This is a genomic window from Janthinobacterium breve, from assembly GCF_051380895.1.
Classification (GTDB): Bacteria; Pseudomonadota; Gammaproteobacteria; order Burkholderiales; family Burkholderiaceae_D; genus Janthinobacterium.
Map to the genome: position 1 here is coordinate 505,461 of NZ_JBNYXY010000003.1, position 24,162 is coordinate 529,622.

Here is a 24,162-nt window from a genome sequence, read left to right on the forward strand (position 1 = left end):
CCAATGCCCCATTCTACGCCAGGCTACAGGCTGCGCAGCGCCCATTCCAGCTGCGGATAGCGGAAGGCAAATCCCTCGGCCAGCAGGCGGCGCGGGGCGACCCTTTGGCCTTCCACCAGCAAGTCGGCCTGCTCGCCCAGCAAGGCACGCATGAGGAAGGCCGGCGTGGGCATGAAGCTGGGACGGTGCAGCACCGCGCCCGCCACCTGGGCGAAGCGGCGCTGCTCGATGGCCTCCGGTGCGCAAAAGTTATACGCGCCGTTCACCGCGCCCTGTTCGCTGCGGCGCGCCAGGTGGGCGATGCCGCGGATGACGTCGCGCACATGCACCCACGAGACCCACTGCTTGCCGCTGCCCAGCGGGCCGCCCGCGCCGAAGCGGATCGGCAGCAGCATCTGCGGCAGCGAACCCTGGTGGCCAAACACGAGGCCAAAGCGCATGCAGCCCACCTGCACGCCATAACACTCGGCCTGGCGCGCGGCCGCTTCCCATTCCTGGCACAGCTGCGACATGAAGATCGCTTGCGGCGCGCTGTCTTCATCGAGCTGTGTCGCGTCGCCCTGCGGCTGCACGCCGTAATAGCCGATGGCCGACGCCGACAACAGCACGCGCGGCTTGTGCTGTGCGCGGGCGATCCACGCCACCAGTTCCTGCGTCAGCGCCACGCGGCTGCGGCGCAGGGCCGCCTTGCGCGCTGGCGTCCAGCGCCGCCCGACGATGCGCGCGCCGGCCAGATTCACGACCATGTCGATACGTAGCGCATCCGATAATTCGTCCAGCGACTGGATGCAGCGCACCTGGCCGTCAAACGTCCACGCGGCCTGTTTCGCCTGGCGCGTCAGCGCCGTCACAGCATGGCCGTCGGCCAGCAAGGCGGCCACCAGTTGCTGGCCGATGAAACCCGTGGCGCCCGTTACCAGCACGGACTGCGGTGTACTGGCAAACTGCAGATCCTCTAACTCCTTTTCCTCCATTTCTTTGCGTCGACCCAGCTGCCACACGGCATACGCGTCGCGCAGGCCGGACAGGCCCACGCCCACGCCGCACAGGGCCAGGAAGACGCTGAGCCAGCCATACGGCTGCCACACGAGGGCCGTCGGCAGGCTCGCCCAGTCGCTGCTGTTCAGGGCCAGCAGGGCGATGAAGGCGCCCGCGTTGATCGCCAGCACCGTGTGCGTGACGCGCTCCGTGGCGGGCAAGAGGCGGGTCTGGTCTTCCACGACGAAGTCCCACAGGGTCAGCACGATTTCCACGCCAAACACGATGACCAGCACCCAGGCCCAGGCGCCATGCCATTCCCACGCCGCGAGGCCCACGAACAGCAGGCTGTAGATCAGCGCACGCGTGGCATGGATGGTCAGCTCCAACCGCGCCGAGGCCTTTTGCGGCAGCGCCTCCGTGATTTCATGGTGGTAGATGGTGTCGAAGGCGCCCAGGCAGCCTTGCGCCGCCATCAGTTGCAGGGCCAGCAGATGCGTATTCATGGTATGTCCTTGTGGTGGGCGGGTGCGGCGGATTCGCGGAATACGCCCACTTGCGTAAACGTGGTGCCGAACAGGGCGTGGCGGATCTCGATGCGGATATTGAACTGCTGCGGCGTGTCGTTGCGGTGGCACAGATAGGTCTTGCCGGGCGTGAGCACGCCCGGCAGCGGCATCCTCCAGCCGAAAAGGTCCCAAAAATAGCCGTCGCTGGTGAAGTGCAGGTTGCCATCCTCGACATGGAGCAGCAGCTTCATGCCCAGCCCCATGCCCACGTATTCGAGCACTTCGCCCTTCGCGCTTTCCGCCATGTAGGAGGTGAAGCGGATGGGCGCTCGGCCATGCAGGCGGTAGGTGCGCTGCTTGAAGATGAAGGGGCAGCCGGGGCGCGAATAGACTTCGATATCCACGGGAAAATCCGCGTCGTCATACGGAATCAGGGCGCCATCGATAAAGGGGCGCGTCAGCCATCCCAGCACCTTGCCCAGGCGCGAACTGGTGAGTTCACTGAGTTCGCCCCGGTAGTACAGGGGCTGGCCCGGCGCGGGATTTTTCTCGAAGCGGCGGCAGATGTCCGCGTGCAGGGTGAGCCATTGCTCGCCCATCACCTTCTTGAACAGCTCTCCTTCGGACGGGCCGCTCATGCTTTTCCGCGCTTGCCTGGTTTTTCTTCCGGGCTGAGGAACTTGGCCACCTTGCCGCCCATGGACAGCATGCGCTGCAGGGTCGCCGGCGGCAGGTTTTTATAGTCGCTGTAGGTGCTGCTGAGCATTTCCAGGAAAGCCAGCACTTCGCCCATGCGCGCCAGCGTTTCTGGCGGTATCGCCGCATCCTGCTCGCCCTCGATCGCGCATTCGCGCAGCACCGTCAGGGTGGGGTCGATCTCGCGCCGCTTGCGCTCTTCCATGATGACCCGGAAGATTTCCCACACATCCTGCAGGGCGACGAAGTGGTCGCGCCGGTCCCCCATCACGTGCGTGATGCGCGCCAGGCCCCAGCTTTGCAATTCCTTGAGGCTGTTGCTGACGTTTGAGCGGGCCACGTTCAAGCTGGCCGCGATGTCTTCCGCCGTCAGCGGTTCGTTAGCCAGGAACAGCAGCGCGTGAATCTGCGCCACGGTGCGGTTGACGCCCCAGCGGGTGCCCATCTCGCCCCAGTGCAAAATATACTTCTGTGTGGTCGGACTCAGTTCCATGATTTTCTCTTATTTCTGTCGCTACAGAAATGTAAGACGGAACAGAATCCCAGTCAAGCACGATTCGTCAGGACTGCGCGGGTGGCTGGCCCATGGCGCGCAGGAACGCTTGCTGTGAGGCGTGCAGCTGGCCGTAACCGAGTTCGCGGTACACGAGGCCGTGACGGGGCGCCAGTTCGGCCAGGATGCGCGCCAGCGCCGGGTAGTGGCGGTGATTCCAGGTGGGGAACAGATGGTGCGTCAGATGCAGATTCAGACCGCCCAGCCAGTAGCCGAGCCAGCGCAGGCGGCGCGGTTTCGGCGTCCAGTCGCACGCCGTATAAAACGTGTGCTGATACCAGTCGTGCGGCAAGGTACCGTCTTGCCCAGGCTGGAAAAACTCCACTTCGGCCCAGTGCGTGCCGAGGATCAGCGCCACCAGCGCGCACGAGGCGATCATCTGGCCCACGAAATACGCGCCCAGCACCACGCCCCAGCCGATGCCGTGCTGCGACAGCACCCACATGGGCAGCGCCAGCACCAGCGCCACGTGACCCAGCTTCCAGCCCAGGAAAGACAGCCAGCCGCGCCAGCCCTGCAAACGGCTGTGCGCGGCCACGGGCGTCTTGCCAAAGCAGTCCAGCCAGTCGCCATACCAGTTCAGGTAAGGCAGCGACAGGGCCGCCACCACGGGCCAGTACAGATATTGATAGCGGTACTGGGGCGACCAGCTTTGGTACGGCGTCTGGCGCAGGAAGGGGTTCGGTTCCGTGTCGAGGTCATAGCCTTCCACGTTGGCATACGTGTGATGAAAATGCACGTGGCGGATGGTCCAGAAATCCGTATCCACGCCCACGGGCAAGCCCACCAGGCGGATCAGGATGCGGTTCAGGCGTCCCTGGCGGAAGACGGCACTGTGGGCCGCGTCGTGCAGGGTATTCATGGCCAGCGCCATGGCCGCGACCAGGCAGGCGACATAGCTGGCGACAAACGGCCAGGTGCTGTCGGCGTTCAAGGCCAGCGCATACAGCCCCGCCGTCAGCGCGGCCAGGAACACGGTCTTTGCATGTAGGCGCGCGTCGCCGAAGCGGTGTTTTCCTTCGTCCGCCAGGTAGGCGTCGGCGCGGGCGCGCAATTCGCGGCGGAAGGCGGAATCGCGCGCGGGCTGGAAACGCAGCGGCGGCAAAGGAGGCAAAGGAGGCACAGGTGTCACGCGCGCGTCCCCGCTGCGGCCGGCCACCACAGACGGCGCGCGCCATCGAGGCCATGGACCAGCAGCGCTGCCAGGAAGACCATGCCCCACACATCGCGCGCACCATACCAGCCCAGATACAGGGCCGGCATGGCCACGGCGATGGCGACCCAGGCGACGGCGCCCCAACGGCGCGCATCCGACAGGCCGCCCAGCGCCAGGGTGCCGCCAAAAATCAGCGCGAACAGCATGGCTTGCTGCGCGCCGGCCAGCGCCACCTCGTGGTTGACGTAATAGATGACCAGGCCAAATAAAATCACGCCGCCGCTGCCGATGAACAGTTCGGGCACCTCGAAAGTGCCGCGCGACTGCCAGTGGGGAAAGCGCGCGCGCAGCCACTTGAACAATTTGCCGTTGCTGGCCAACAGGGGGTTGTGCGTGGGCGTCATGCCCTTCACGCCATAGCGCATTTCCACGCCCTCGAGTTCGGGCTGGAAGCTACCAAACAGTTTGTCCCAGATCAACAGGGTACCGCCGAAATTGCGGTTGATGTAGCGCTTGTCCGTGCCATGGTGTACGCGGTGGTGCGAGGGCGTTACCATGAATCGATCGAGGATGCCGGACTTGTTCACCAGCGCATTGTGGTTATAGAACTGCACCGTGTAATGCAGCGACGAGACGACGAGGAAGATTTCCAGCGGCACGCCCAGCACGGCCAGGATGGCGATGAAGGGAAAATTCGTCAGCGACGAATACCAGGAATTGCGCACGCCCAGCGACAGGTTGAAATGCTCGCCCTGGTGGTGCACCACGTGCACGGCCCAGAGCAACGGGATTTTATGGTGCAGCCGGTGCATCCAGTAAAAGCACAGGTCCCAGGCAAAAAAAGCGAACACCCACTGCGCGGCCACGGGCCACTGGTCGACGATGTGCAGGTTCACATGGCGCAGCAGCAGGGCGAAGGCCGCCACTTCCACGCCGCGAAAGACCCACATCAGGATGTGGCCGGAATTGAGGTTGAAGATCACGTCTTTCCACGGCACCGGCGTCTTGCGCACCCATTTGAGGATCAGCAGTTCGGCCAGCACGAAGGCCAGCATGATCAAAAACGACAGGGCAAAGGGATTCATCATGATGCGGTTTTTATGGAAATGGCGCGGCGGTTAGCCCAGAATACCTGCATTTTCGCCAACATGCCGCCCGCCACGCCCACGGCCAGGCCGGCGGCCAGGTCGATGCTCACGTGGCGGCGCAGCGCGATGATGGCATAGCAGATGCTGATCCCCAGCAGCACGGCCAGCGCGGAGCGCACCATGTGGCGCTTGTCGCACAAGGCCCACACGCACAGCAGTGTCAGGGCGCCATGCAGCGAGGGCAGGCAGTTTTGCGCGGAGTCCGCCGCCTGCAGCATGCGCAGCGCCTGCGTGCTCCAGGCATTACCGTCACCCACGGGCGGATACGCGAGAGTGGTCGGGTACAGCAGGAAGACCACCCCGCAAGCCAGCGCGGAGAGCGCCATGGCGCGCGCCAGCCAGCGCACGCGCGCCGCATCGGCCACCAGGTAGGCATACGGGATCAGGATGAAAAAGGACAGGTACAGCCAGATGGCGGCGTCGCTGTGGGGAATGGCGCGATCCAGCGCTGTTTCCGGTAGCAGCACGCCCTGCCCTTGCAGAAAATCGCTGGAAAAATACACGAGGCCGACGCTACCCCAGCCGGCCAGCAGGTGCAGCAGGCGGCTGCGTACAGTCATGGAGGAGGGATTCATGCGCTTGCAAGGCGCCGGATGCGGCGCCGTTTCATGGTGGGGTCAAAGGGAGGCAGTTCGCCGCTCGTCGTCCAGGCCAGGCCATCGACGGCCACACCCAGGCCGCGCAGCACCGCTGCCAGGTGCTCGCGCAAGGCGGCCAGGCCAGCGTCGTCCAGGGACGCATGTAGCAGCAAGGCGCTGTCGCCCTGCTGCACCAGGCGGTAGTCGGCATCCGGCGGCAAGGCTTGCGCGAAAGCGCGCGTCAACACGTCGGCAAACACGGCGACTGGTTTGCCGCCGTTCGCCGATAACATGGATGGTTGGGATGGCAAGAACAGCATGTCGTCGCAGCGCCCTTCGATGCCATCGATGGCGCGCGTGGCGCGGCCGCACGGGCATGGCGTGGCGCGAGCGAGCAGGATGTCGTCGAGGCGGTAGCGCACGATGGGCTGCGTGATGCGCGTAAAGTCCGTAATCACGGGCACGAAGCGCCGCTGTTCAGTATCCAGCCACTGCGGCTCGACGTGGACGTATTCCTCGTTCAGGTGCAGCACGCCGTGCTCGCAGGTACTGGCAAGAAAACCCTCGGTGGCCTGGTAGATTTCATGCACGACGCCAAACGCCTGCACGATCAGGGCGCGATCCTGCGCTTCCAGCACTTCGGCGACCGAGATGACTTTTTTCGGCGCCAGCGCCAGGCTGCCATCGATGACGCGCAAGGCCAGCTGGCGCAGCACCTGGGCCGGCGCGACGATGACGGAGGGCCGATATTGCGCAAGCTGCGCGCACAGGCTGTCGAACGGTTCGAACAGATCGTAGAAGGCAAACGTGAGCCACGGCGAGCGCACGGCCGTGTACAGATTGCTGTTCGCACGCAGGAACAGGGCCACCCGTTCGCCGGAAAACAGGCCGTCAGGCAGCGCCTTGGCCAGCATCACGCCCGCCCATTGGGCCTTTTCTCGGGGGCTGACGGTAAACACGGCGCGCCGCGACGAGGTGCCCGACGACAGACCCACGGTGATGTCGCCCACGGCGGGCGTGAAGTCGCGGCTATGTTCGGCGGCCATGGCAGAAGCCATCGCCTGCGCCAAAGTCACCCCCTCGGTATTCATGGCATCGAAGTGTTCGAGCATCAGCGCCTTGTTCATCAATGGCCACTGCGCCAGGGGCAGGCTGCGGTATGGCGCAAAGTAGCGGCTGCGCGCGCACAGCACATCGATGAAGCGGGCCAGTTGCTGCTGCTGGTAACTTTCCAGCTGCGCGCGGTCGGCAAAGCGCAGGCGGCGCGTGCGCCAGTACGACAGCAATAACCAGAAAATACGCTTCACGGGCGGCCCGCCACAGGTAAATAATCGAGCGTATCTTCATGCGTGATGCGGATCTGCGCATTGCCCGACTGGTGCAACTGGTTCAGGCGCTTCAAGGTTTCGTAATACGGCGCGCGCTTGTGCTGGATGATGAACGACAGTTCGGACGGCCCGCGCAACTGCTGAAAACTCTCCGGCACCCAGGCCGCGTCCGACGCCAGTAAAGTCCAACCGCCGTCCTGTTGCACGAAGGCGCCGAGATGGCCGATGGCGTGGCCGGGCAAGTCGACGATGTAAATCTCGCCCGTGCCGCTGACGTCGCGCCCGTGCGTGAATGGCAGCAGGGCGGCCGGCAAGGCCGTCTCGGGCACGCTTTCGACAAAACTCAATCGATCCGACATATCGTTTGGCAGCAGTTCGGGCACGAAGGCCTGACGCACGGCGGCCACGCCGGACAAGCTCCGCACGGCGTCCCAGCCCGTTTTTGAGGCCATCAGCCGCGCGCCGGGAAAGTCGCGCAGGCCGGCGATATGGTCGGCGTGGAAGTGCGACAGCAGCAAGGTGTGGATATCGCCCGGCGACACGCCATGCGCGCGCAACTGACCCCGCAGGGATTCCTTCTCGTCAAACGAAATCGGCGTCACCCACGCATACAGTCGGTACACGCCTTTCGCCGTGGCGGCGCGGAAGTGTTCAGCGTAACCGGTGTCCCACAGGTACAGGCCCGCGCGCGTCTCGATCAGATAGGCGCGCGAGGGGAAGCAGCGGCTGGCCAGCCCGCTGCCTTTCAAGACCATGCAGGACGGGTGCGTGCAGTGGCCGACGCGAAACGCGGTAATGCTAGCCATTGCGTTCCTTGCCCACCTTGTGCGCCGCCGCTTCCTGGCGCATCCACTGCGCCGTCAGGGCGATGCCTTCCTGCAGGCTGACGATGGGACGGTAACCGAGCACCTTGCGCGCCTTGGCATTATCGAGCGTCATGTCGAAACTGAGCGCGCCGATGCTGTAGGGCGTGAGGGAAGGCTCGCGGCGTGTAAAACGCGAAGCGAACTGCATCAGACGCGCGGCCAGCGCCAGCACGCGGTACGGCACGCTGACGATCTGGAACGGCTGCTGAAGATGTTCGCAGAACAGGCTGCGCAAAATGTCGCACAGGCGCGCCGGCTCGCCATTCGTGATGTTGAAGGCGGCGCCGGAAGTGATGGTCTTGTGCACGGTGGCCAGCCACATCGCATGCACGACATTGTCGACATAGGTGACATCGATGGTGACCGCGCCGCCCCTGGGCAGCGGCAGCTTGCCGCCGCGCTCCTGCAGCACGCGCGCCAGGCGCGGGATCAGCACCTGGTCGTGCGGGCCGAAGATGGCGCGCGGGCGCAGGATCACGCACGTCATGCCGCGATGGCGGTCGACGCAATCCTGCACCAGTTTTTCCGCCATCGCCTTGCTGCGCGCATACGCGTTGACAAAAGCGTCGGGGCGGAAGGTTTCCGGCACGTCGTAGCGGTTGCGGTAATCGAAATACATGGCCGGGGTGGAAATGTGCACGAAGCGCGCCACGTGCAGGCTAGCGGCCGCGCGCAGCAGCTGGGCCGTGGCCGTGACGTTGGCGGCGATGAAGTCGCGCTCCGGTCCCCATGGAGAGGACAGCGCGGCGCAGTGCCAGACGGTATCCATGCCGCGCACCAGCTCATCGACCTGACGCGGCGATGCTTGCGCCAGATCGAGCGCGACGAATTGCGCGCCCATGCGCTCCAGTTCGCGGCCGACAGCGGCGTTGCGGCCCGTGGCGCGCACTTCCACGCCCTGCGCCAGCAAGGTACGCACGGCATTGCGCCCCAAGCCGCCCGTCGCTCCCGTGACCAGTATCCGCCTCATCACACCACCTTCACAGATCAAGAATCATGCCGCCGATGGTCAGGCCTGCGGCTGTGCCCATCATCAGCAAACGCTGTCCGGCCACGGCCCGTCCCGTCATCACCGCCTCGTGCAGGGCGGTGGGCAAGGACGCGGCCACCTGATTGCCATGCGTTTCAAAGATCTTGATGATTTTAGCATCGGGGACGTCGAGGATGCGCGCCGCATGCGCGAGGCCCAGCGGGCTGGCCTGGTGCGGCACGACCACATCGATTTTCTCCAGGCCGGCGCCCGATTCCGCCATTAATTCCGCGAGGAAATCCGGCATCACCTTGACGGCCAGGCGGAACACGGCCTTGCCATCCATGCGGAACAGATAGTCGCCGGGCTCGCAGCCGTTGCGCGGGTTGCGCTCGGTGCCGCCGCCGCGAATTTCGCAGTAGCGCCGCCCTTCCGGATACGTGCCCATCTTGTAGGCGCGGATGCCGGCGCTGCCATCGCCCCGCTCGACGATCACGGCGGCGGCGCCGTCGCCAAAGATCATCGATGCTTCCGGCTCGCTCCAGTCGACCCCGCGCGAAGCGAGGTCGGACGAGACGATGGCGATGCGACGGTAGGAGCCGCCCGCCAGCATCGAGGCGGCCACGCGGAAAGCGGCCATGAAACTGAGGCAGCTGGCGTTGACGTCGAAACCTTGCGTGCCTGGCGGCAAGCCCGCGTGTTCGGCAACGAAACAGGCCGTGTTCGGCAAGGCTTGCTCGGGCACGCCGCAGGCGCAGATCAGCAAGTCGATGTCGGATGGACGCAGGCTGGCGTTCTTCAGCGCGTCGAGCAGGGCGGCGGCGCCCAGCTGGCTTTGCGACTCATCGGGCGCGGCGACAAAGCGCGACAGCACTCCGCTCTTGCGCAGGGTGTAGCCAGCCGGATGGCCCAATTTCAGGTCCAGGCTTGCGGAAGTAACGCTATGCGACGGCACGGCTTTGCCCGTCGCGATCAGGCGAACTGGAATCATGTTGGCCTTAACAAAGTAAAGTAAATACGGTCTAGGTATGGTCTATGCGCTAATCGCGTGCCAGCGGCGGCAATGCAACACCGCAGTTCTTGCAGAAATTGGCATCGTCATCGAGCCCTTCTTTCAGGCACGTGGGACAGGTACGCGTGGTCACCAGCTTGGAACTGCGCTGTACCGTCATTTCGGCGCTGATAATGCCGGTAGGCACTGCCAGGATGCCCCAGCCGAGCAACATCATCAGGGAAGCGATGGTGCGCCCGATATCGGTGCGCGGCGTGATATCGCCGAACCCGACCGTGGTCATGGTGCTGATGGCCCAGTATATCGACGTGGGGATGCTGCTATAACCGTTATCGGGCCCTTCCACCACATACATCACAGTACCCAACAGAAAGACCACCATCATGACGAAAGACAAGAAAATGAGGATCTTGCGCCGGCTGGCCAGCAGGGCCCGCCCCAGCACCGTGTATTCATGCACGTAGGACGTGAGTTTGAGGATACGGAACATGCGCAGCAGGCGTAAAATACGCACGTCAATGAGCACATGCGCGCCCGGCAGCAGCAAGCCGATGTAGGTCGGCACGATGGCCAGCAAGTCGATAATGCCGAAAAAACTCTTGGCGTAGCGCACCGGATGCTGCAGGCACGCCAGGCGAGCAAAATATTCAATGGTAAATAAAATGGTGAAAAACCATTCCAGCGCCGTCAGCCAGGTGCCATAGCGCTCGGCCACAGAGGCGACACTGCTGAGCACGACCACCGTCACGCTGATCAGGATGGCGGCGATCAGCAGCAAATCGAAGGCGCGGCCCGTGCGCGTTTCCGCCTCGAAAATGACGGTGTACACCTGCTCGCGCCAGCCCCGCTCGGGCTTGCCAAATTTTTGCTGCGTTTCCTGCGCCGCCAGCTGCTGCGGCGTCAACGGTGCCGCTCCGCTCTTCGTCGCGGCTTTCATGTGGTTAGTGTGCTCATATACTATTATTGTATAGATAATTTACAAAGCACGGCGACACGCACGCTTGCGCTACGACAGCTTTTTCGCCAGCAACACGGCATTACGCCGGTCGCGCTCGGCTTGCACGATGTCCGTCGTGCGCGCTTCCGACAGGCCCACCGTGTGCAGCACGGTGGCCGTCAATTGCAGCGCCGATTCCAGCGCCTCGGGCACGACCAGGGTGGCGCCCGCCTGTATCAGGGCCACCGCATGCGCCTCGTCGCGGGCGCGCGCATACACGGGCAACTGCGGATATTCGCGGCGGATCGATTTCACGGCATGCAGCACGGAGGCCGCATGGTCCATGGTCAGCACCACGGCGGCAGCCCGGTCCGCATTCACCTTTTGCAACAGTTCCGCGCGCGACGCATCGCCGAAATACACGGGAAAGCCACGCGGATGCAGGGTCGTCACCAGCCGCGCATCATTTTCAATCGCCACATACGCGATATCCTGTTCCGTCAGCACCTTCGCCAGCAACTGCCCCACCCGGCCGAAACCGGCGATGATGACGGTGCTGCCCTGCGGCGGCAGCGCCCCGTGCGACAGGTCGGCCAGCTGATGGTGGTGGCGCTTTTCCCACCAGTTGCCGAAAGCGCGCGCCGCCTTGGCCAGCGCCGGCGTGGCAAACAGGCTCAGGCCCACCACCAGCATGACGAATTGCGCCACCTGCGGGCCGATCAACTTCGTGCCCAGCGCATACGCGACGACGATGAAGGCAAATTCGCCGCCCTGCCCCAGCAGCACGCCCGTTTCCACGGCGCGCCCCCAGTGAAAGCCGCCGAGGCGGAAAATCACGCTGATGACCAGGGCTTTCACCGCAAACAGACTCAGCACGGCCAGGGGAATCAAGATCGGCGACTTGAGGATTTCGCGCACGTCGATCTGCATGCCCACCGACATGAAGAACAAGCCCATCAATAAACCCTTGAATGGCTCGATCGTCACTTCCACTTCATGGCGAAATTCCGTCTCCGCCAGCAGCAAGCCGGCCAGCAAGGCGCCCAGCGCCATCGACAGGCCCGCCAGGTACGTCAGGCCAGCGATGCCCAGGGTGCTGAGCAGTGTCAAAGCCATGAACACGTCCGGCTGGCGTTTCTTGACGAAGAACTGGAACAGCGGACGAATCACGCGACGCCCCAGCAGATAGATCAGCAGGATGGCGCCCGCCGATTTTACTGCCGCAAAGCTGAGCAGATACGCCAGGTCATCGCTGCGCCCGCTGGCGAACACGTCGATCAGGATGAACAACGGCACCACCATCAAATCCTGGAACATCAGAATGGAAAAGCCCGCCTGGCCGGCAGGCGTCTGCAGGGAGCGCTGGTCGGTGAGCAGCTGCATCACCACGGCCGTGGACGACAGTGACAGCACCAGGCCCAGCACGATGGACGCTTCGAGCGACAGGCCGAAGTAATACGCCACGCCGCCGATCAGGCAGGCGCTGACGGCCACCTGTCCCACGCCCGCGCCAAACACCCAGCGCCGCAGCGCCCACAACCGTTCCGTCGACAGTTCCAGGCCGATCATGAACATCAAAAACATCACGCCCAGCTCTGCCAGGCCGCTGACCTGCTCGGCGCGCACAAACGAAAAATACGTCAGCCACGTGAATTCACCGGCCCACAGGCCGAAGCCGAAGGGACCGAACAGGGCGCCGACGGCCAGGAAGCCGAGCACCTGGTTGACCTTCAGGCGTTGCAATAGCGGAATAAAAATCCCGGCCAGGGCGAGAAACAGCAGGGTTTCCCGCAAATAAGGTAAGGCGTGTTGCTCTTCCAAGATAATCCTAACTTAATGACATCAATGCTGAATTGCTAGTGTCGCATGCGCGGCCATGGCGAAGTAAGTGCACACACAATATTTTTCCACAAAGCAATATTTACACTACTGGGTATCCGCTGGCGGCGGCGCCAGCATGTCCGCACGGGGGCGGTCCCAGCCCGGCACGTAGGCGGGACAAGGGCGGCTGCGGAACTGCTGCAGCTCCACGGTCGTAAAATTGGGCAGCATGCCGGGATTGAAACGCACATCCGTCAGCTTGTCCGCATGCAATCTGGGCATGCGGGCAAAGCGGAACCACGCGTCGACATAGCAATTGTCCGCCTGCAAGGCGCGCAAGGCGGCCAGACTGCCCGCCGCCTGCGCGGACACGGCGATGCCGGGCGCCAGTTGCTGTCCTTGCTTGCCCGTCTCGGCCAGCCCGGCCGGGCAGGCGGCGGGCGCCAGCGACTCGGGCAGCAGGCTCAGGGTGCCGCGCCGCAAGGTGTACACGTCTGTCTTGCTGTCGAGCGAGACATAGATCCAGCACAGGGGATTGCTGGGAAACGCCGTCATCGCCACATCCCACACGCGCGTGCCGGGGTCCAGGCGCTGCACGGCCGCCTCGATGCGGCTACGGCCGATGGCCGAAGCCACGCCCTGCGTGCCAATAAAAGTGGCAGCCAGCGCGAAGGCCAGCAGCAGCGCTCCCCGTCCCCGCTCGCCGGCCCGGCCCTGCAGCACTGCCAGGATCACGCCCAGCCCAAGCAAGACAGCCAGCGAGGCGGGCGCCAGATAGGTTTTATAGGTGAAGAAACACAGGGCCGCCGCCAGCGCGGCCAGCAGCACGCTTTTGACAATGCCGTAGTGCAAGGACATGATCACGGGCACGCCCAGCAGCACCCAGAACATGGGTTCGACAATGAAAACCATGTCGCCATACAGCCAGCGGCTGTCAAACGGGTAAAACGGGTGCAAGCCATAGGAATTGAGGAAATCCATGCCCATGTGCAAGCAGAATCCCAGCAGCAAGCAGGCCGCCAAGCCCAGCCGGGCGGGCACGCTGCTTTTCAGCAAGCGGCGCGCGCCGGGCCACAGCAGCCATAGCAGGGCCAGCAACAGCAGCGCCTGCGGCAAGGCCAGCAGCAAGGTGTGCGTATGTCCACGGTGGTGCAGCATGTAGCCGAACGGGCGCGGCAGCAACCGGGTGAGCACCAGGTCCAGGTCGGGCGCGTTGCTGGCAAACCAGGCCGTAAACAGAAACAGCGCGCGCCGGGTGCGCTGGGCGGGGGCTTGCGGCTCGGGCGGCAGGCTGCGGTGTACCAGTTCGCCGACCCCGAGGCCGATGACCGAATGCGTAATATTATCCATCGGGCAATTTTACAGGATGGCCGCCCCGGCGTGCTCTTGCACTACTGCACTACTGCTTACGCTACAGCTTCTCCAGTTCCTGGCCGCGCATGCCCACCAGCAAGGCGCGGCCATCGGGCAACACGCGGAACTCGCCATAGCGGGCCTTTTCCCAGCGCGCCGCTTCGCCTTCCTTGAAGAACCAGGCATCGCTGACCAACACCCAGTTGCCATCCTTCGGCGTCAGTTCGAGCAGGAATTCCCCCGGCGCCAGCGCTTCTTTGGTGTACGGGCGCTGCAACTCGGCCACACCCCGCGCATCGCGCGTGGCCACCACGAGGGGCCGGCCAGGCGCCCTGTCCACGCTGGCCAAAGTGCTGAGGACGCCGAGGTTGACGAAATTGAGGCGCATGTAGTCGCCCTGCATCAGCGAGCGGGGGTCGACCGGTTCCAGCGCCACGAAGATAGCTTCCCCTTTGGCAATCAGCTGCTCTTTTTGCCAGATGCCGCCATTGGCGACCAGCAACACCAGCAGCAAGCCTCCCAGCACCCCCAGGCGCGCGGCGCGGCTTTCCGCCGGTGCCGCCGCCGGCTGGCTTTCCACCAGGTGCAACACCGCGCCGCGCGTGGCCAGCCACGACAGGGCGCACAGCAGGGCGCCGGCCACGGCCAGCAACGCCGCCTTGCTGGCCAGCGGCCATGCCAGCTGGTAATAAAAGCTGCCGAGTATCCACGCCGCCGCCAGCGCGGCCGCCACGGCCACGCGCGAGCGCCCGCTCGTCAAACAATACGCGAGGATCAGCAGCACGGGACCCAGCGCCGGCATGAACCACGCCAGCACGATCAGCACCAGCGCCACGCCGATGGCGGGCAACTGGCGCAGCGCCGGCCAGCGCCATCCCGTCCAGGCAGCGGCCGCCGTGGCCAGCACCAGCGACACGCCATTCAACACCTGCGCATACCAGGCAACGGCCTGGTGCCGGGTCATTTCGCGCGCCACGTCGCCGGCAACACCGCCGCCCAGCGCACCACCCAGCATGAAGGTCATGCCGGACCAGAAAACCAGGCCCAGCAAGATTGCCAATACCCACCCCGTCGACAGCGATTCCAGGAAGGCGGCGATGGGCGCGCCGCGGCCGTCGTTGAAGGCCTGCTTCTGCAGCCAGTGCGCACCCAGCCAGATGGCCAGGGCCAGCATCCAGGCCAGATACAGTTGCGTGGGGTCGTTCTCGAAAATCCAGTCGCGCGCGCTATCGACGACGCCCAGCCCCAGCAAGCCGCAGGCGACCAGTCCCAGCAGCACGCGCAGCCAGTCGCGCGGCAAGGCGGCGGCCACCAGCAGACACGCCAGGCACATCAGCAGCGAGGCAATCTGCGTGGCATAGTCGCGGAACAGGGCATAGCCCAGCAAGCCGCCGCCCACCAGCAGGCAGGGCACTGCCAGCTGCTCGACAAACAAGGCCACGCCGCGCATGCGGATCAGCAGCACGGCCACCACCAGCACGATGGCCGCCACGATGTACGCGCCGGGGCCGTGGCGCACCACGCTTTCCAGGCCCACGCCCAGCGCCACGATCAGGGGAATGGCGGCCAGCCAGGCGCCGAGGGCCGTCATCAGCACCAGCGGCCACGGCCGCACATCCTGCGCCGGCCGGCTAGTACCAGGCGGCAGCAGGCCGGCGCGCGTGGCGTCGTCGATCAGGGTGGCGAGCGCATCAGCGCGGTTCACCTTACTCATGCTGCCTCCCGGCGCGTGCGCCACAGAATGCCTTGCACGGTCAGCGCCAGCAGCACGGCGGCAAACAATCCCAGCATGGCCAGCCTGCCGACGCCATCGCCATTGCCGCCATTGAGCAGCACGCGCGCCAGGCCGCCCACCAGCAAGGTGTTCAGGCCCAGCGCAACGGCGCTCAGGCCGCACACGTCAAAGAACTGGCGCGTGGCCAGCAGGGTGCCGGCGATGGCCAGCAAGCCCAGTCCCGCCCAGTACGGCGACTCGACATTGCTGCCGAACAAGGCACTGACGGCCGTGCCCGTGATGAGAATGGTGGCCAGCACTAGGCCCAGGCGCAAGGCCCAGCTGCCCGCGCCCGTCCAGCGCGCCAGCAGGGGCGAGACAAACGCACAGGCTAGCAACACGGCCAGCCAGCCGCTGACGAAAATGGACAGATCGGTTGAATCGATGCGCCAGCTGTGGTGCGCATGCGCCTGCATCCACAGGGCGGCGGCCGTGGCCAGCACCAGCATCCACGGCGTCCACAGCACGTCGCTGCGCGCCACCAGGCACAGGGGCAAGGCCAGCACGGCCCACAGGGCGAAAAGCTGCCACGGATCGGCGCCCGTCTGGTAAGTCTGGCCGAAATACGCGAACAGGCCGCCGATGGTCAGCAAGGCCAGCAGCAGCAACGATACGCGCGCCTTGGGCACGACGAACGCGCCCACGCAGGCGGCGGCAAACACGCCTTGCAGCAGGGCAAAACGGCCCATGCGGCCCAGGTCTTCCCAGTTGGCGGCGACCCAGCAGATCAGGCCCATGCCCAGCAGCGCTGCACCCAGCACGGCCACGCCGCGCGGCAGCCAGTAGGCCAGGCGAGCCGGTTCGCGCTGGAAGCCGGCCACTTCCTGCAACTGCCGGGTTTGTTGGGCATCGAGCGCGTTGGCCGAGGCAAGCTGGTACACGGCGAGGCGTAAATCCATCGTCTGCTTTCTGTTGATTTTTATTGAGTATGGAAAGAAAGCGTCAGCGCTCGACGCTCACGCCGCGCCAGAAGGCGACGTGGCCGGCAATTTGCTTGGCGGCATCCTTGGGCTGGGGGTAATACCAGGCCGCGTTGGCATTCGTCTGGCCATCAACGACGAGGTCGTAATAGCTGGCCGTGCCCTTCCATGGGCAGATGGTCGTGTGGTTGCTGGGACGCAGGTAATCCTGCGTCACCTTGGACAAAGGAAAATACACATTGTTTTCAACGATTTGCACCTGATCGTCGGCCGCTTGCGCGATGACGACACCATTCCAGCTGGCTGTTGGCATTTGACTATCCTCCTTCTGCGCCGAGTGTAGCGCAAAAAGTCTGCCATGGCGCGCGCCATTGGCGCCCCGCTCAAGCGCCTGCGATGATCTGGCGCAAGGCTTGCTCAAACACCTCGGGCGGCTGGCCGCCGGAAATCAGGTGGCGCTCGTTGATGATGACGGCGGGCACCGAGTTGATGCCGTTCTGCTGGTAGAACTGCTCTTGCGCGCGCACTTCGTCCGCATAGGCATTCGATGCCAGCACCTCGGCCGCTTTCACGGTGTCCAGGCCCACCTTGCCGGCCACGGCCAGCAGCACTTCGTGCGAGGACGGATCCTGGCCTTGCGTGAAATACGCATCGAACAGCGCCATTTTGAGTTCCTTCTGGCGCCCTTCAATCTCGGCCCAGTGCAGCAAACGGTGCGCATCGAAGGTGTTGTAGATGCGGCCGCGCTTGTCCATGGAAAAAGTAAAGCCCAGCTGCTCGCCGCGCGCGCGGATCGCTTCGCGCGACTGCGCCATCTGTTCCGGGGTGGAGCCGTATTTGCGGGCGATGTGTTCGCCGATATCCTCGCCTTCGGGCGGCATATTGGCATTCAGCTCGAAGGGCTGGAAGTGGATGTCGGCCTGGACGGTGTCTTGCAACTTGTCCAGCGCCTGCTCCAGCGATTTCAGGCCGATCACGCACCAGGGGCAGGAAACGTCGGAGACGAAATCAATACGGATGGGAGTGGGTGTGGCGGGAGTGGAACTCATGGTGGGCAGCCTTTGCGCGAGTCGGTGGCGGCCGCACCGCGCGGCGCCGCAAGCACAGCATATGCGTGCGGGCCGCGGGAAATCAAGCGCTTACTTTTTCTTGCCAGCGGCCTTGGCCGCGTCCTTCTTGCCGCCGATCTTGCTTTCCTTGCCAGAGAGCAAGTTCGCGATGTTCTGGCTGTGGCGGTAAGCCAGCAGCACGCTCATGACGATGACGGCCAGCAAGATGGGATCGACGCCGAACAGCAAGCCATAATAAAACGGCGCGAACAGGGCCGCCACCAGTGCCGCCAGCGAGGAATAACGGAAGGCGTAGGCAATGATCAGCCAGGTGGCCAGGGTCGCCAGGCCCAGCCATGGATTAATGCCGAGCAACACACCGAGGGCCGTGGCCACGCCCTTGCCGCCGACGAAGCAGAAAAACACGGGCCACAAATGGCCGAGGAAAACGGCGATGGCCACCAGCGCCACGGCCGTGTCGCCCACGCCCAGCGCAGTGGAAAAATGGTCAGCCAGAAACACGGCCAGCCAGCCCTTGGCGCCATCGCCCAGCAGGGTCATGATGGCGGCGCCCTTGTTGCCGCTGCGCAGTACGTTCGTGGCGCCCGGATTTTTCGAGCCATAGGTGCGCGGATCGGCAATGCCGTAGACCTTGCTCATCACCACGGCAAACGATATCGAGCCGAGCAAGTAAGCGGCCACTGTCATTGCCACGGTTGTGATTACTGGATTCATTTCTTCCCTTTGTTGTATTTTTCACAGCAGCATCGAGGCTGGCGCAGCAGAATATACACCAGCGCCCAGTCCAGGGACAGGGCGGCGTCCCGATTTCTTAATCTTGCAGGGCGCACTGCACCGGCTTGGCGTTCAGTAAATCGAGCAGCACTTGCGGCGCCAGCGAGACGAGAAAACCGCGCCGCCCGCCATTGATGTAGATACGCGGCAATTCCAGGATCGACGCTTCCACGTAGACGGGCATGGTCTTCCTGGTGCCGAACGGCGAGGTGCCGCCGATCATGTAACCGGAATGGCGTTGCGCCACCTCGGGCTTGCAAGGCTCGACGGACTTACAGCCGATGCCGCGCGCCAGGTTCTTGGTCGACACCTTGCAATCGCCATGCATCAGCACGATCATCGGCCGTGCCGCCTCGTCCTGCATCACCAGGGTCTTGATCACCGCGTGTTCCGGCACCCCCAGCTCGCGCGCCGAGACGCTGGTGCCTCCGTGCTCCTCGTAGGGATATGGGTGTTCTTCGAAGGAAACTTGATGCTTGCGCAGCAACTGCGTCGCCTGGGTTTCGGAAATATGCTCTTTTTTAGCCATGCGTGATACGCTGATCATTCAGTGAGGAGTACTAATTATGCAGGAAGAAATCCGCTTTGCCACATTCAATGTCTGCAACCTGGCCCCGGCCGGGATGAAATTGTATGACAACCTGGAACCGTTGAGCCCGGCGCAATACGAGGCCAAGGCGGAATGGACGGCGCGGCAAATCGACTTGCTCGGCGCCGACGTGATCGGTTTCCAGGAAATTTTCTCGCAAGCGGCCCTGCGCGACGTACTGTCGCGCACGCGCCACTACCGCGACGCCACCCTGGCCGGCTACGATGCGATGGATGCGGCAGGACGCATGCTGCCCACGGTGGCGCTGGTGTCGCGGCTGCCGCTGGCCGGCGCCGGTGCTGCATGGACGAATTTCCCGGCCGGCGTGAGCGTGCCCGCCGACAACCATGCCGCCGACGACAACACCTGCCGCTTCGCCCGCGCACCGCTGCATGTGCAGGTGCACTTGCCTGGCGGCCAACTTACCGACGTGGTCGTGGTGCACTTGAAGTCGCGCCGGCCCGACTACCGCCATGGCGATGGCAGCGACGCGGCCGCCTACGCACTGGCCAACCTGCGCTCGCTGCAGCGCCGCGGCGCGGAAGCGGTGGCCCTGCGCGTGCTGGCAAACGAACTGGGCCACAGCGGCCGTCCCTGCATCGTGCTGGGCGACTTCAACGACATCGCCAATGCCGTCACCACCTCCATCGTCATGGGGGCGGGCGCGCCGTGCGAACCTGGCATGGAAATGCGCGCGCGTCTGTATGACGCCAACGCCATCCAGCTGCGCCAGGATGCCTTGCGCCATGTGGGCTACACGAATATCCATGACAGCGCCTACATGACGATCGACCACATTCTCGTGTCCGAACACTTCCACGCCGCCTCGCCGCGCGCCATCGGGGTGGTGCAGGAAGTGAGCTGCCTGAACGACCATTTGCTGCTGGGTCTGCCACACGCATCCGACCATGGCCAGGTGCTGGCGCGCATCAAGTTGCTGGGAAACATTGATTAATGCAACAACTAATGTAACAACGTCGCCAGCGCACTGCCCTCGACTTGCGCGCTGGCATAGCGCCCCTGATATTGCTGGCAGCCCTGCGCCCGCAGATAGGCCAGCTGCTGCGCCGTTTCCACGCCTTCGGCAATCACCGTCAATTGCAGCTCGCGCGCCATGGCGATGATGGTGGCGGCGACGGCCGTGTCAGACCCGCCAGCCGCGCCGTCCGCCGCAGCGGGCAAGAACGAGGGGTCGATTTTCAGCTTGTCTACCGGGTAATGGCGCAGATTGGCCAGGCGCGAATAGCCGGTGCCGAAGTCGTCGATGGCCAGCCTGGCGCCCAGCGCGCGCAGCTGTGCCAGCACGCCGGCCAGGCGCGCGCCGCCCTTCATCAGCAGCGCTTCCGTCACTTCCAGTTCCAAACAGGCGGCAGGCAAACCCGACACGGCGAGCGCATCTTGCACGCTGAGCAATAAATTATTGTGCAGGCATTGCGCCGGCGACAGATTCACGGCCACGCGCCAGGCCTGGCCCGCATCGTGCCAGGCGCGCGCGCGCAGGCAGGCGTGGCGCAGCACCCAGTTGCCAATCGACACCATCAAGCCGCACTCCTCGGCCACGGCGATGAAGCGCTCGGGCGGCAGCACGCCCAGTTGCGGGTGGCGCCAGCGCAACAGGGCCTCGGCGCCGAGGATATTCCCGCTGGCGATATCGAGCGCGGGCTGGAACTCCAGCACGAGTTCATCGCGGCCCAGCGCGGCGCGCAAGCCTTGCTCCAGGCTGGCCCGCTCGACGATTTGCGCATTCATCTCGGCATTGAAAAACTGGAAATTGTTGCGCCCTCTTTCCTTGGCGTGGTACATGGCGATGTCGGCGTTGTGCACCAGGGTGTCGATGCTGTCGCCATCGCTGGGAAAGATGGCCACGCCGATCGAGGCCGACACATGCAGTTCGTATTCGCCCAGCTGATAGGGCTGCGTGACGGCATGCAGCAGGCTCGATGCCACATGGGCCACCTGGTCGATGCCGCCCACCTCGGCCAGGATGATGACGAACTCGTCGCCGCCATGCCGGCTGACGGTATCGACGCCGCGCACGCAGCGCACCAGGCGCCGCGCCACTTCCTTGAGCAACAAGTCGCCCACGTGGTGACCCATGCTGTCATTGATGTGCTTGAAATGGTCGAGGTCCAGATACAGGATGGCCAACATGCTCAGCTTGCGCCGCGCGGCCGCCAGCGCCAGCGACAGCCGGTCCAGCAGCAGCACCCGGTTCGGCAAGTCGGTAAGGAAATCGTGCTCGGCCAGGTGGCGCGTGTGCTCCTCGTTTTTCTTGCGCTCGCTGATATCGCTGAGTATGGCCAGGTAATTGCTCAACTGCCCCTGGCTGTCGCGGATGGCCGTCAGCGACAGCCAGGCCGGATAGCGCCCACCCTCCTTGCGCGGGCCCACGATATCGCCTTGCCAATAACCGTTGGCATCAACTTCGTCCCACACGTGGTCAAAAAACGCCGGCGCATCCGGTTCCACGCCGTGCAGGACCAAGGGCTTGCCCTGCATGTCGTCCAGGCTGTAGCCGCTGATCTCGCTATACGCGGGATTCATGCTGACGACGCGCTGCTGCGGATCCATCACGACGATGGCGACACTTGCATGCTCGATGACCTGCATCGACAAATACAGAGCCCGCTCGGCCAGTTTACGTGAGGAAATATCGCGGATCACGGCGTAAAACAGATAGGTATGGTCGAGCGTGACGGAAGTGAGCAGCACTTCGCTCCAGAACAGCTGGCCCGCGCACGTCTGATAGTGCCAGTCATAGCGGCAGTTGCCGTCGGCATGGGCCTGCGCCGCCAGCTGCGTGCCGCGCAACGATGACAATTCGCCATCGGGCTGATGCAAGGGTGAAAAGTCGCTGAGGCGGCGCCCCAGCAGCCGTGGCCGGTCTTCGCATTGAAACAGGGCAATGGCGGCCGGATTGGCCTCGGCGATGTACTCGTCGCGCAGCATGACGATGGCGTCGGCGGACTTGTCGTACAACTGGCGAAAATTGTCGCTCATCTGCAGCAAGGCGCCCTGTGCGGCGCCATCCTGGCCGCTGGCCGTGATGTCGACATCGATGCAGACCACTTGCCGCACTCTTCCGGACTGCATGACAGGAAACACGGTGGAACAGATGCAGCGCGGCGCGACCCCATCGGGGTCCAGTTTCCACAGGCGTGTGCTGCGCGCCTTGCCGCTCTCCCACACGGCCGCCAGTTCGCCGGCGACATCCTCGGCCAGGCTGGCAGCATCCGGCAGCGAGGCGGCCACCCTGGCCCACGGCTGGCCCAGCGTCAGCTCCGCTGCCACCCCATACAGGCGCGCCGCGCCGGTGTTCCAATAGCACACAATGCCGTCGCGGTCGATACCGCGCACGGCCAGGCCAGGCGCTTGTTCGACGGCAGCAACAATGATGGACAACAAGTCCAGTGCCTTGCCGGCCGGCCCGGACTGTGGTTCGGCTGAGGCAAGCAGGCGCCCCGGCGACGGCGCGGTCCCGACAATCCGATCAGACATCAGGCCCCCCCGTGGCGCGGCCGCACGGCAACCGGCGAGCGAATGGCCTGTCCGGTGGCGCAACCATCCCGACCATTCTTGCGCGCTGGCGAATCGGCTTCTTGAGGATGCGCAAGCATCGTGACGTGCGCGGCATCCAGGCTGGCAGTTGTCCTTGGTCGCCGTTTTTTGCATTCCAGCCCCGATTTTGTGCAATCTGTCGCACGGCGATGGCGGCCGGAGTTGAATCTTCCTAAAGTGGCAACATGCGCATCGCCGTGAACGGCCGCAGCGGCAGGCGTGCTGCCTGCGGCCGCCACGGTGATGCGCTACCCGAATTCCCCCCGGCCAGCGACAGGCCGGGTCCGCACCGAGACCTGGCGCCGAGCCCCTGCGCCGCTCCTGACTAAAAAACCTATGAAAAACGAGACCCTGCCCCCCGCCTCTCCCCTTGCCGCCACGCGCCGCCGTCGCTGGCGCACCCCCGTGCTGATCCTCGTCGTACTGGGCCTGGCCGGCGGCGGATGGAGCGTCATGCAATCGAAGCAGCAAGCCGCCAAGGCTGCCGAATTGCAAGCGAGCAAGAAGAAGGAACAGGCCAAGACGCCCGTGCATGAACTGGCGCAGGGCGACGTGGCCGCCATCGATGCGCGCGCACTCAGCATCAGCCTGCCCCTGTCCGGTTCGCTGGCGCCCGTTACCCAGGCCACCATCAAGGCCAAGGTCTCCGGCGTCATCGAGGAAACGACCTTGCAGGAAGGTCAGCCAGTGGCGAATGGGCAAATCCTCGTGCGCCTGGATGCGGCCGACCTGCGCGCCCGCCTGACGCAGCAGCAAGCCATGCTGGACGAAGCGCAGGCGCGCCTGTCCATGGCGGCCAAGAATGAAGCCAACAGCCAGGCCTTGCTCAAGCAGAAATACATTTCGCAGACAGCCTACGACACCACGCAAAACTCGGTCGACCTGGCGCGTGCCAACGTCAAGTCCGCCGCCGCCATGGTCGATATCGCCCGCATCGCGCTGGCCGACACGGTGATCCGCGCGCCCATGGCGGGCATCGTCAGCAAGCGCCATCTGCAGGCCGGCGAAAAAGTCTCGCCCGACATGCCCGTCTACACCATCGTCAACCTGACTCAGCTGACCCTGGAAGCGCCCGTGCCCAGCGCGGAGATTCCCCGTATCAAGCTGGGCCAGGACGTGCACTTCAAGGTCGACGGCTTCGGCGCGCGCGATTTCGCCGGCAAGGTCACGCGCATCAATCCCACCACCGAGAGCGGCTCGCGCGCCATGCTGGTCTACATCGCCGTCGACAATGGCGATGGCGCGCTGCGCGGCGGCATGTTCGCCAAGGGCAGCATCGTTACCGAGCGCTCGCCCGTGGCGCCGCTGGTGCCGTTGACGGCCGTGCGCCATGAAAAGCAGGGCTCCGTGGTGTACGCGCTGGTCAATAACAAGGTGGTCGCGCAGCCTGTCACCCTGGGCTTGCGCAACGAGGATGAAGGTTATGCGGAAGTGACGTCCGGCCTGGTGGCGGGCGCGAAAGTCATCGTCGCCAAGCTCGATGGCGTGAAACCGGGCCACGGCGTGACCTTCGCCGCGCCAGCCAGTGCGCCCGCCGCGCCGGCAGCCGTGCTGGCACGGAAGGATTAAATC

The 24,162-nt window shown here is 64.5% G+C and carries 22 protein-coding genes; 2 read left to right on the top strand and 20 right to left on the bottom strand.

Annotated elements, in window-relative coordinates:
• Positions 1-23: 23 nt before the first annotated feature.
• The 19 genes from ACQ4W0_RS07720 to ybaK form a co-directional block, all read right to left on the bottom strand.
• Positions 24-1,484, bottom strand: a complete 1,461-nt coding sequence (locus ACQ4W0_RS07720; protein WP_436576216.1) for a TIGR01777 family oxidoreductase — start codon at positions 1,482-1,484, stop codon at positions 24-26.
• A complete protein-coding gene (locus ACQ4W0_RS07725; protein ID WP_436576217.1) occupies positions 1,481-2,125 on the bottom strand; it encodes a DUF4166 domain-containing protein in 645 nt (214 codons plus the stop codon). The genes ACQ4W0_RS07720 and ACQ4W0_RS07725 overlap by 4 nt, the downstream gene beginning before the upstream one ends.
• Entirely contained in the window at positions 2,122-2,676 is a 555-nt protein-coding gene (locus tag ACQ4W0_RS07730; protein ID WP_436576218.1) for a GbsR/MarR family transcriptional regulator, read from the bottom strand. The genes ACQ4W0_RS07725 and ACQ4W0_RS07730 overlap by 4 nt, the downstream gene beginning before the upstream one ends.
• A 67-nt stretch (positions 2,677-2,743) precedes the next feature.
• Positions 2,744-3,868, bottom strand: coding sequence for a fatty acid desaturase family protein (locus ACQ4W0_RS07735; RefSeq protein ID WP_436576219.1), 1,125 nt, complete (start codon positions 3,866-3,868; stop codon positions 2,744-2,746).
• Positions 3,865-4,980 (bottom strand): sterol desaturase family protein, encoded by a 1,116-nt coding sequence (locus ACQ4W0_RS07740; protein ID WP_436576220.1) that lies wholly within the window; start codon positions 4,978-4,980, stop codon positions 3,865-3,867. The genes ACQ4W0_RS07735 and ACQ4W0_RS07740 overlap by 4 nt, the downstream gene beginning before the upstream one ends.
• Positions 4,977-5,600, bottom strand: coding sequence for a phosphatase PAP2 family protein (locus tag ACQ4W0_RS07745; protein ID WP_436576221.1), 624 nt, complete (start codon positions 5,598-5,600; stop codon positions 4,977-4,979). Before ACQ4W0_RS07745 ends, ACQ4W0_RS07740 begins: the two co-directional genes overlap by 4 nt.
• An 11-nt stretch (positions 5,601-5,611) precedes the next feature.
• Positions 5,612-6,925, bottom strand: coding sequence for a F390 synthetase-related protein (locus tag ACQ4W0_RS07750; protein ID WP_436576222.1), 1,314 nt, complete (start codon positions 6,923-6,925; stop codon positions 5,612-5,614).
• Positions 6,922-7,752, bottom strand: a complete 831-nt coding sequence (locus ACQ4W0_RS07755) for an MBL fold metallo-hydrolase (protein WP_436576223.1) — start codon at positions 7,750-7,752, stop codon at positions 6,922-6,924. The genes ACQ4W0_RS07750 and ACQ4W0_RS07755 overlap by 4 nt, the downstream gene beginning before the upstream one ends.
• Positions 7,745-8,782, bottom strand: coding sequence for an NAD-dependent epimerase/dehydratase family protein (locus tag ACQ4W0_RS07760; protein WP_436576224.1), 1,038 nt, complete (start codon positions 8,780-8,782; stop codon positions 7,745-7,747). Before ACQ4W0_RS07760 ends, ACQ4W0_RS07755 begins: the two co-directional genes overlap by 8 nt.
• 10 nt (positions 8,783-8,792) lie before the next feature.
• A complete protein-coding gene (locus ACQ4W0_RS07765) occupies positions 8,793-9,773 on the bottom strand; it encodes a 3-oxoacyl-[acyl-carrier-protein] synthase III C-terminal domain-containing protein (RefSeq protein WP_436576225.1) in 981 nt (326 codons plus the stop codon).
• A gap of 49 nt (positions 9,774-9,822) precedes the next feature.
• On the bottom strand, positions 9,823-10,731 hold the full coding sequence (locus ACQ4W0_RS07770; protein ID WP_436576226.1) for an ion transporter: 909 nt from the start codon (positions 10,729-10,731) through the stop codon (positions 9,823-9,825).
• Between the two features lie 69 nt (positions 10,732-10,800).
• Positions 10,801-12,552: a cation:proton antiporter domain-containing protein gene (locus tag ACQ4W0_RS07775; RefSeq protein ID WP_436576227.1), complete on the bottom strand. Its 1,752-nt coding sequence runs from the start codon at positions 12,550-12,552 to the stop codon at positions 10,801-10,803.
• A gap of 105 nt (positions 12,553-12,657) precedes the next feature.
• Entirely contained in the window at positions 12,658-13,902 is a 1,245-nt protein-coding gene (locus tag ACQ4W0_RS07780) for a metal-dependent hydrolase (RefSeq protein WP_436576228.1), read from the bottom strand.
• Between the two features lie 61 nt (positions 13,903-13,963).
• Entirely contained in the window at positions 13,964-15,619 is a 1,656-nt protein-coding gene (locus tag ACQ4W0_RS07785) for a GDYXXLXY domain-containing protein (RefSeq protein ID WP_436576229.1), read from the bottom strand.
• A complete protein-coding gene (locus ACQ4W0_RS07790; protein WP_436576230.1) occupies positions 15,616-16,578 on the bottom strand; it encodes a DUF2157 domain-containing protein in 963 nt (320 codons plus the stop codon). Before ACQ4W0_RS07790 ends, ACQ4W0_RS07785 begins: the two co-directional genes overlap by 4 nt.
• Before the next feature lie 43 nt (positions 16,579-16,621).
• Positions 16,622-16,912: a DUF427 domain-containing protein gene (locus tag ACQ4W0_RS07795; RefSeq protein WP_436576231.1), complete on the bottom strand. Its 291-nt coding sequence runs from the start codon at positions 16,910-16,912 to the stop codon at positions 16,622-16,624.
• Positions 16,913-16,982: 70 nt separating this feature from the next.
• On the bottom strand, positions 16,983-17,648 hold the full coding sequence (locus ACQ4W0_RS07800; protein ID WP_436576232.1) for a DsbA family oxidoreductase: 666 nt from the start codon (positions 17,646-17,648) through the stop codon (positions 16,983-16,985).
• Between the two features lie 90 nt (positions 17,649-17,738).
• Positions 17,739-18,383, bottom strand: coding sequence for a glycerol-3-phosphate 1-O-acyltransferase PlsY (gene plsY, locus ACQ4W0_RS07805; RefSeq protein WP_436576233.1), 645 nt, complete (start codon positions 18,381-18,383; stop codon positions 17,739-17,741).
• A gap of 97 nt (positions 18,384-18,480) precedes the next feature.
• On the bottom strand, positions 18,481-18,972 hold the full coding sequence (gene ybaK / locus ACQ4W0_RS07810) for a Cys-tRNA(Pro) deacylase (protein ID WP_436576234.1): 492 nt from the start codon (positions 18,970-18,972) through the stop codon (positions 18,481-18,483).
• Positions 18,973-19,009: 37 nt separating this feature from the next.
• Here ybaK and ACQ4W0_RS07815 point away from each other — a divergent pair, with 37 nt between their 5' ends.
• Positions 19,010-19,987: an endonuclease/exonuclease/phosphatase family protein gene (locus ACQ4W0_RS07815; RefSeq protein WP_436576235.1), complete on the top strand. Its 978-nt coding sequence runs from the start codon at positions 19,010-19,012 to the stop codon at positions 19,985-19,987.
• An 8-nt stretch (positions 19,988-19,995) separates the two neighbouring features.
• On the opposite strand, the gene ACQ4W0_RS07820 is transcribed toward ACQ4W0_RS07815, so the two are convergent.
• Positions 19,996-22,530 carry a sensor domain-containing protein gene (locus ACQ4W0_RS07820; protein ID WP_436576236.1) on the bottom strand — a complete coding sequence of 845 codons (2,535 nt, stop codon included), beginning with the start codon at positions 22,528-22,530 and terminating at the stop codon, positions 19,996-19,998.
• A gap of 396 nt (positions 22,531-22,926) precedes the next feature.
• Between ACQ4W0_RS07820 and ACQ4W0_RS07825 the strand changes: the two genes are divergently transcribed.
• Positions 22,927-24,159: an efflux RND transporter periplasmic adaptor subunit gene (locus ACQ4W0_RS07825; RefSeq protein WP_436576237.1), complete on the top strand. Its 1,233-nt coding sequence runs from the start codon at positions 22,927-22,929 to the stop codon at positions 24,157-24,159.
• Positions 24,160-24,162: the final 3 nt, after the last annotated feature.

Bases quoted from the DNA above. Each gene is read 5' to 3' on its own strand.
- ACQ4W0_RS07720 (WP_436576216.1), bottom strand. From the start codon at position 1,484: ATGAATACGCATCTGCTGGCCCTGCAACTGATGGCGGCGCAAGGCTGC.
- ACQ4W0_RS07725 (WP_436576217.1), bottom strand. From the start codon at position 2,125: ATGAGCGGCCCGTCCGAAGGAGAGCTGTTCAAGAAGGTGATGGGCGAG.
- ACQ4W0_RS07730 (WP_436576218.1), bottom strand. From the start codon at position 2,676: ATGGAACTGAGTCCGACCACACAGAAGTATATTTTGCACTGGGGCGAG.
- ACQ4W0_RS07740 (WP_436576220.1), bottom strand. From the start codon at position 4,980: ATGATGAATCCCTTTGCCCTGTCGTTTTTGATCATGCTGGCCTTCGTG.
- ACQ4W0_RS07745 (WP_436576221.1), bottom strand. From the start codon at position 5,600: ATGACTGTACGCAGCCGCCTGCTGCACCTGCTGGCCGGCTGGGGTAGC.
- ACQ4W0_RS07755 (WP_436576223.1), bottom strand. From the start codon at position 7,752: ATGGCTAGCATTACCGCGTTTCGCGTCGGCCACTGCACGCACCCGTCC.
- ACQ4W0_RS07760 (WP_436576224.1), bottom strand. From the start codon at position 8,782: ATGAGGCGGATACTGGTCACGGGAGCGACGGGCGGCTTGGGGCGCAAT.
- ACQ4W0_RS07765 (WP_436576225.1), bottom strand. From the start codon at position 9,773: ATGATTCCAGTTCGCCTGATCGCGACGGGCAAAGCCGTGCCGTCGCAT.
- ACQ4W0_RS07770 (WP_436576226.1), bottom strand. From the start codon at position 10,731: ATGAAAGCCGCGACGAAGAGCGGAGCGGCACCGTTGACGCCGCAGCAG.
- ACQ4W0_RS07780 (WP_436576228.1), bottom strand. From the start codon at position 13,902: ATGGATAATATTACGCATTCGGTCATCGGCCTCGGGGTCGGCGAACTG.
- ACQ4W0_RS07785 (WP_436576229.1), bottom strand. From the start codon at position 15,619: ATGAGTAAGGTGAACCGCGCTGATGCGCTCGCCACCCTGATCGACGAC.
- ACQ4W0_RS07790 (WP_436576230.1), bottom strand. From the start codon at position 16,578: ATGGATTTACGCCTCGCCGTGTACCAGCTTGCCTCGGCCAACGCGCTC.
- ACQ4W0_RS07795 (WP_436576231.1), bottom strand. From the start codon at position 16,912: ATGCCAACAGCCAGCTGGAATGGTGTCGTCATCGCGCAAGCGGCCGAC.
- ACQ4W0_RS07800 (WP_436576232.1), bottom strand. From the start codon at position 17,648: ATGAGTTCCACTCCCGCCACACCCACTCCCATCCGTATTGATTTCGTC.
- plsY (WP_436576233.1), bottom strand. From the start codon at position 18,383: ATGAATCCAGTAATCACAACCGTGGCAATGACAGTGGCCGCTTACTTG.
- ybaK (WP_436576234.1), bottom strand. From the start codon at position 18,972: ATGGCTAAAAAAGAGCATATTTCCGAAACCCAGGCGACGCAGTTGCTG.
- ACQ4W0_RS07815 (WP_436576235.1), top strand. From the start codon at position 19,010: ATGCAGGAAGAAATCCGCTTTGCCACATTCAATGTCTGCAACCTGGCC.
- ACQ4W0_RS07820 (WP_436576236.1), bottom strand. From the start codon at position 22,530: ATGTCTGATCGGATTGTCGGGACCGCGCCGTCGCCGGGGCGCCTGCTT.
- ACQ4W0_RS07825 (WP_436576237.1), top strand. From the start codon at position 22,927: ATGAAAAACGAGACCCTGCCCCCCGCCTCTCCCCTTGCCGCCACGCGC.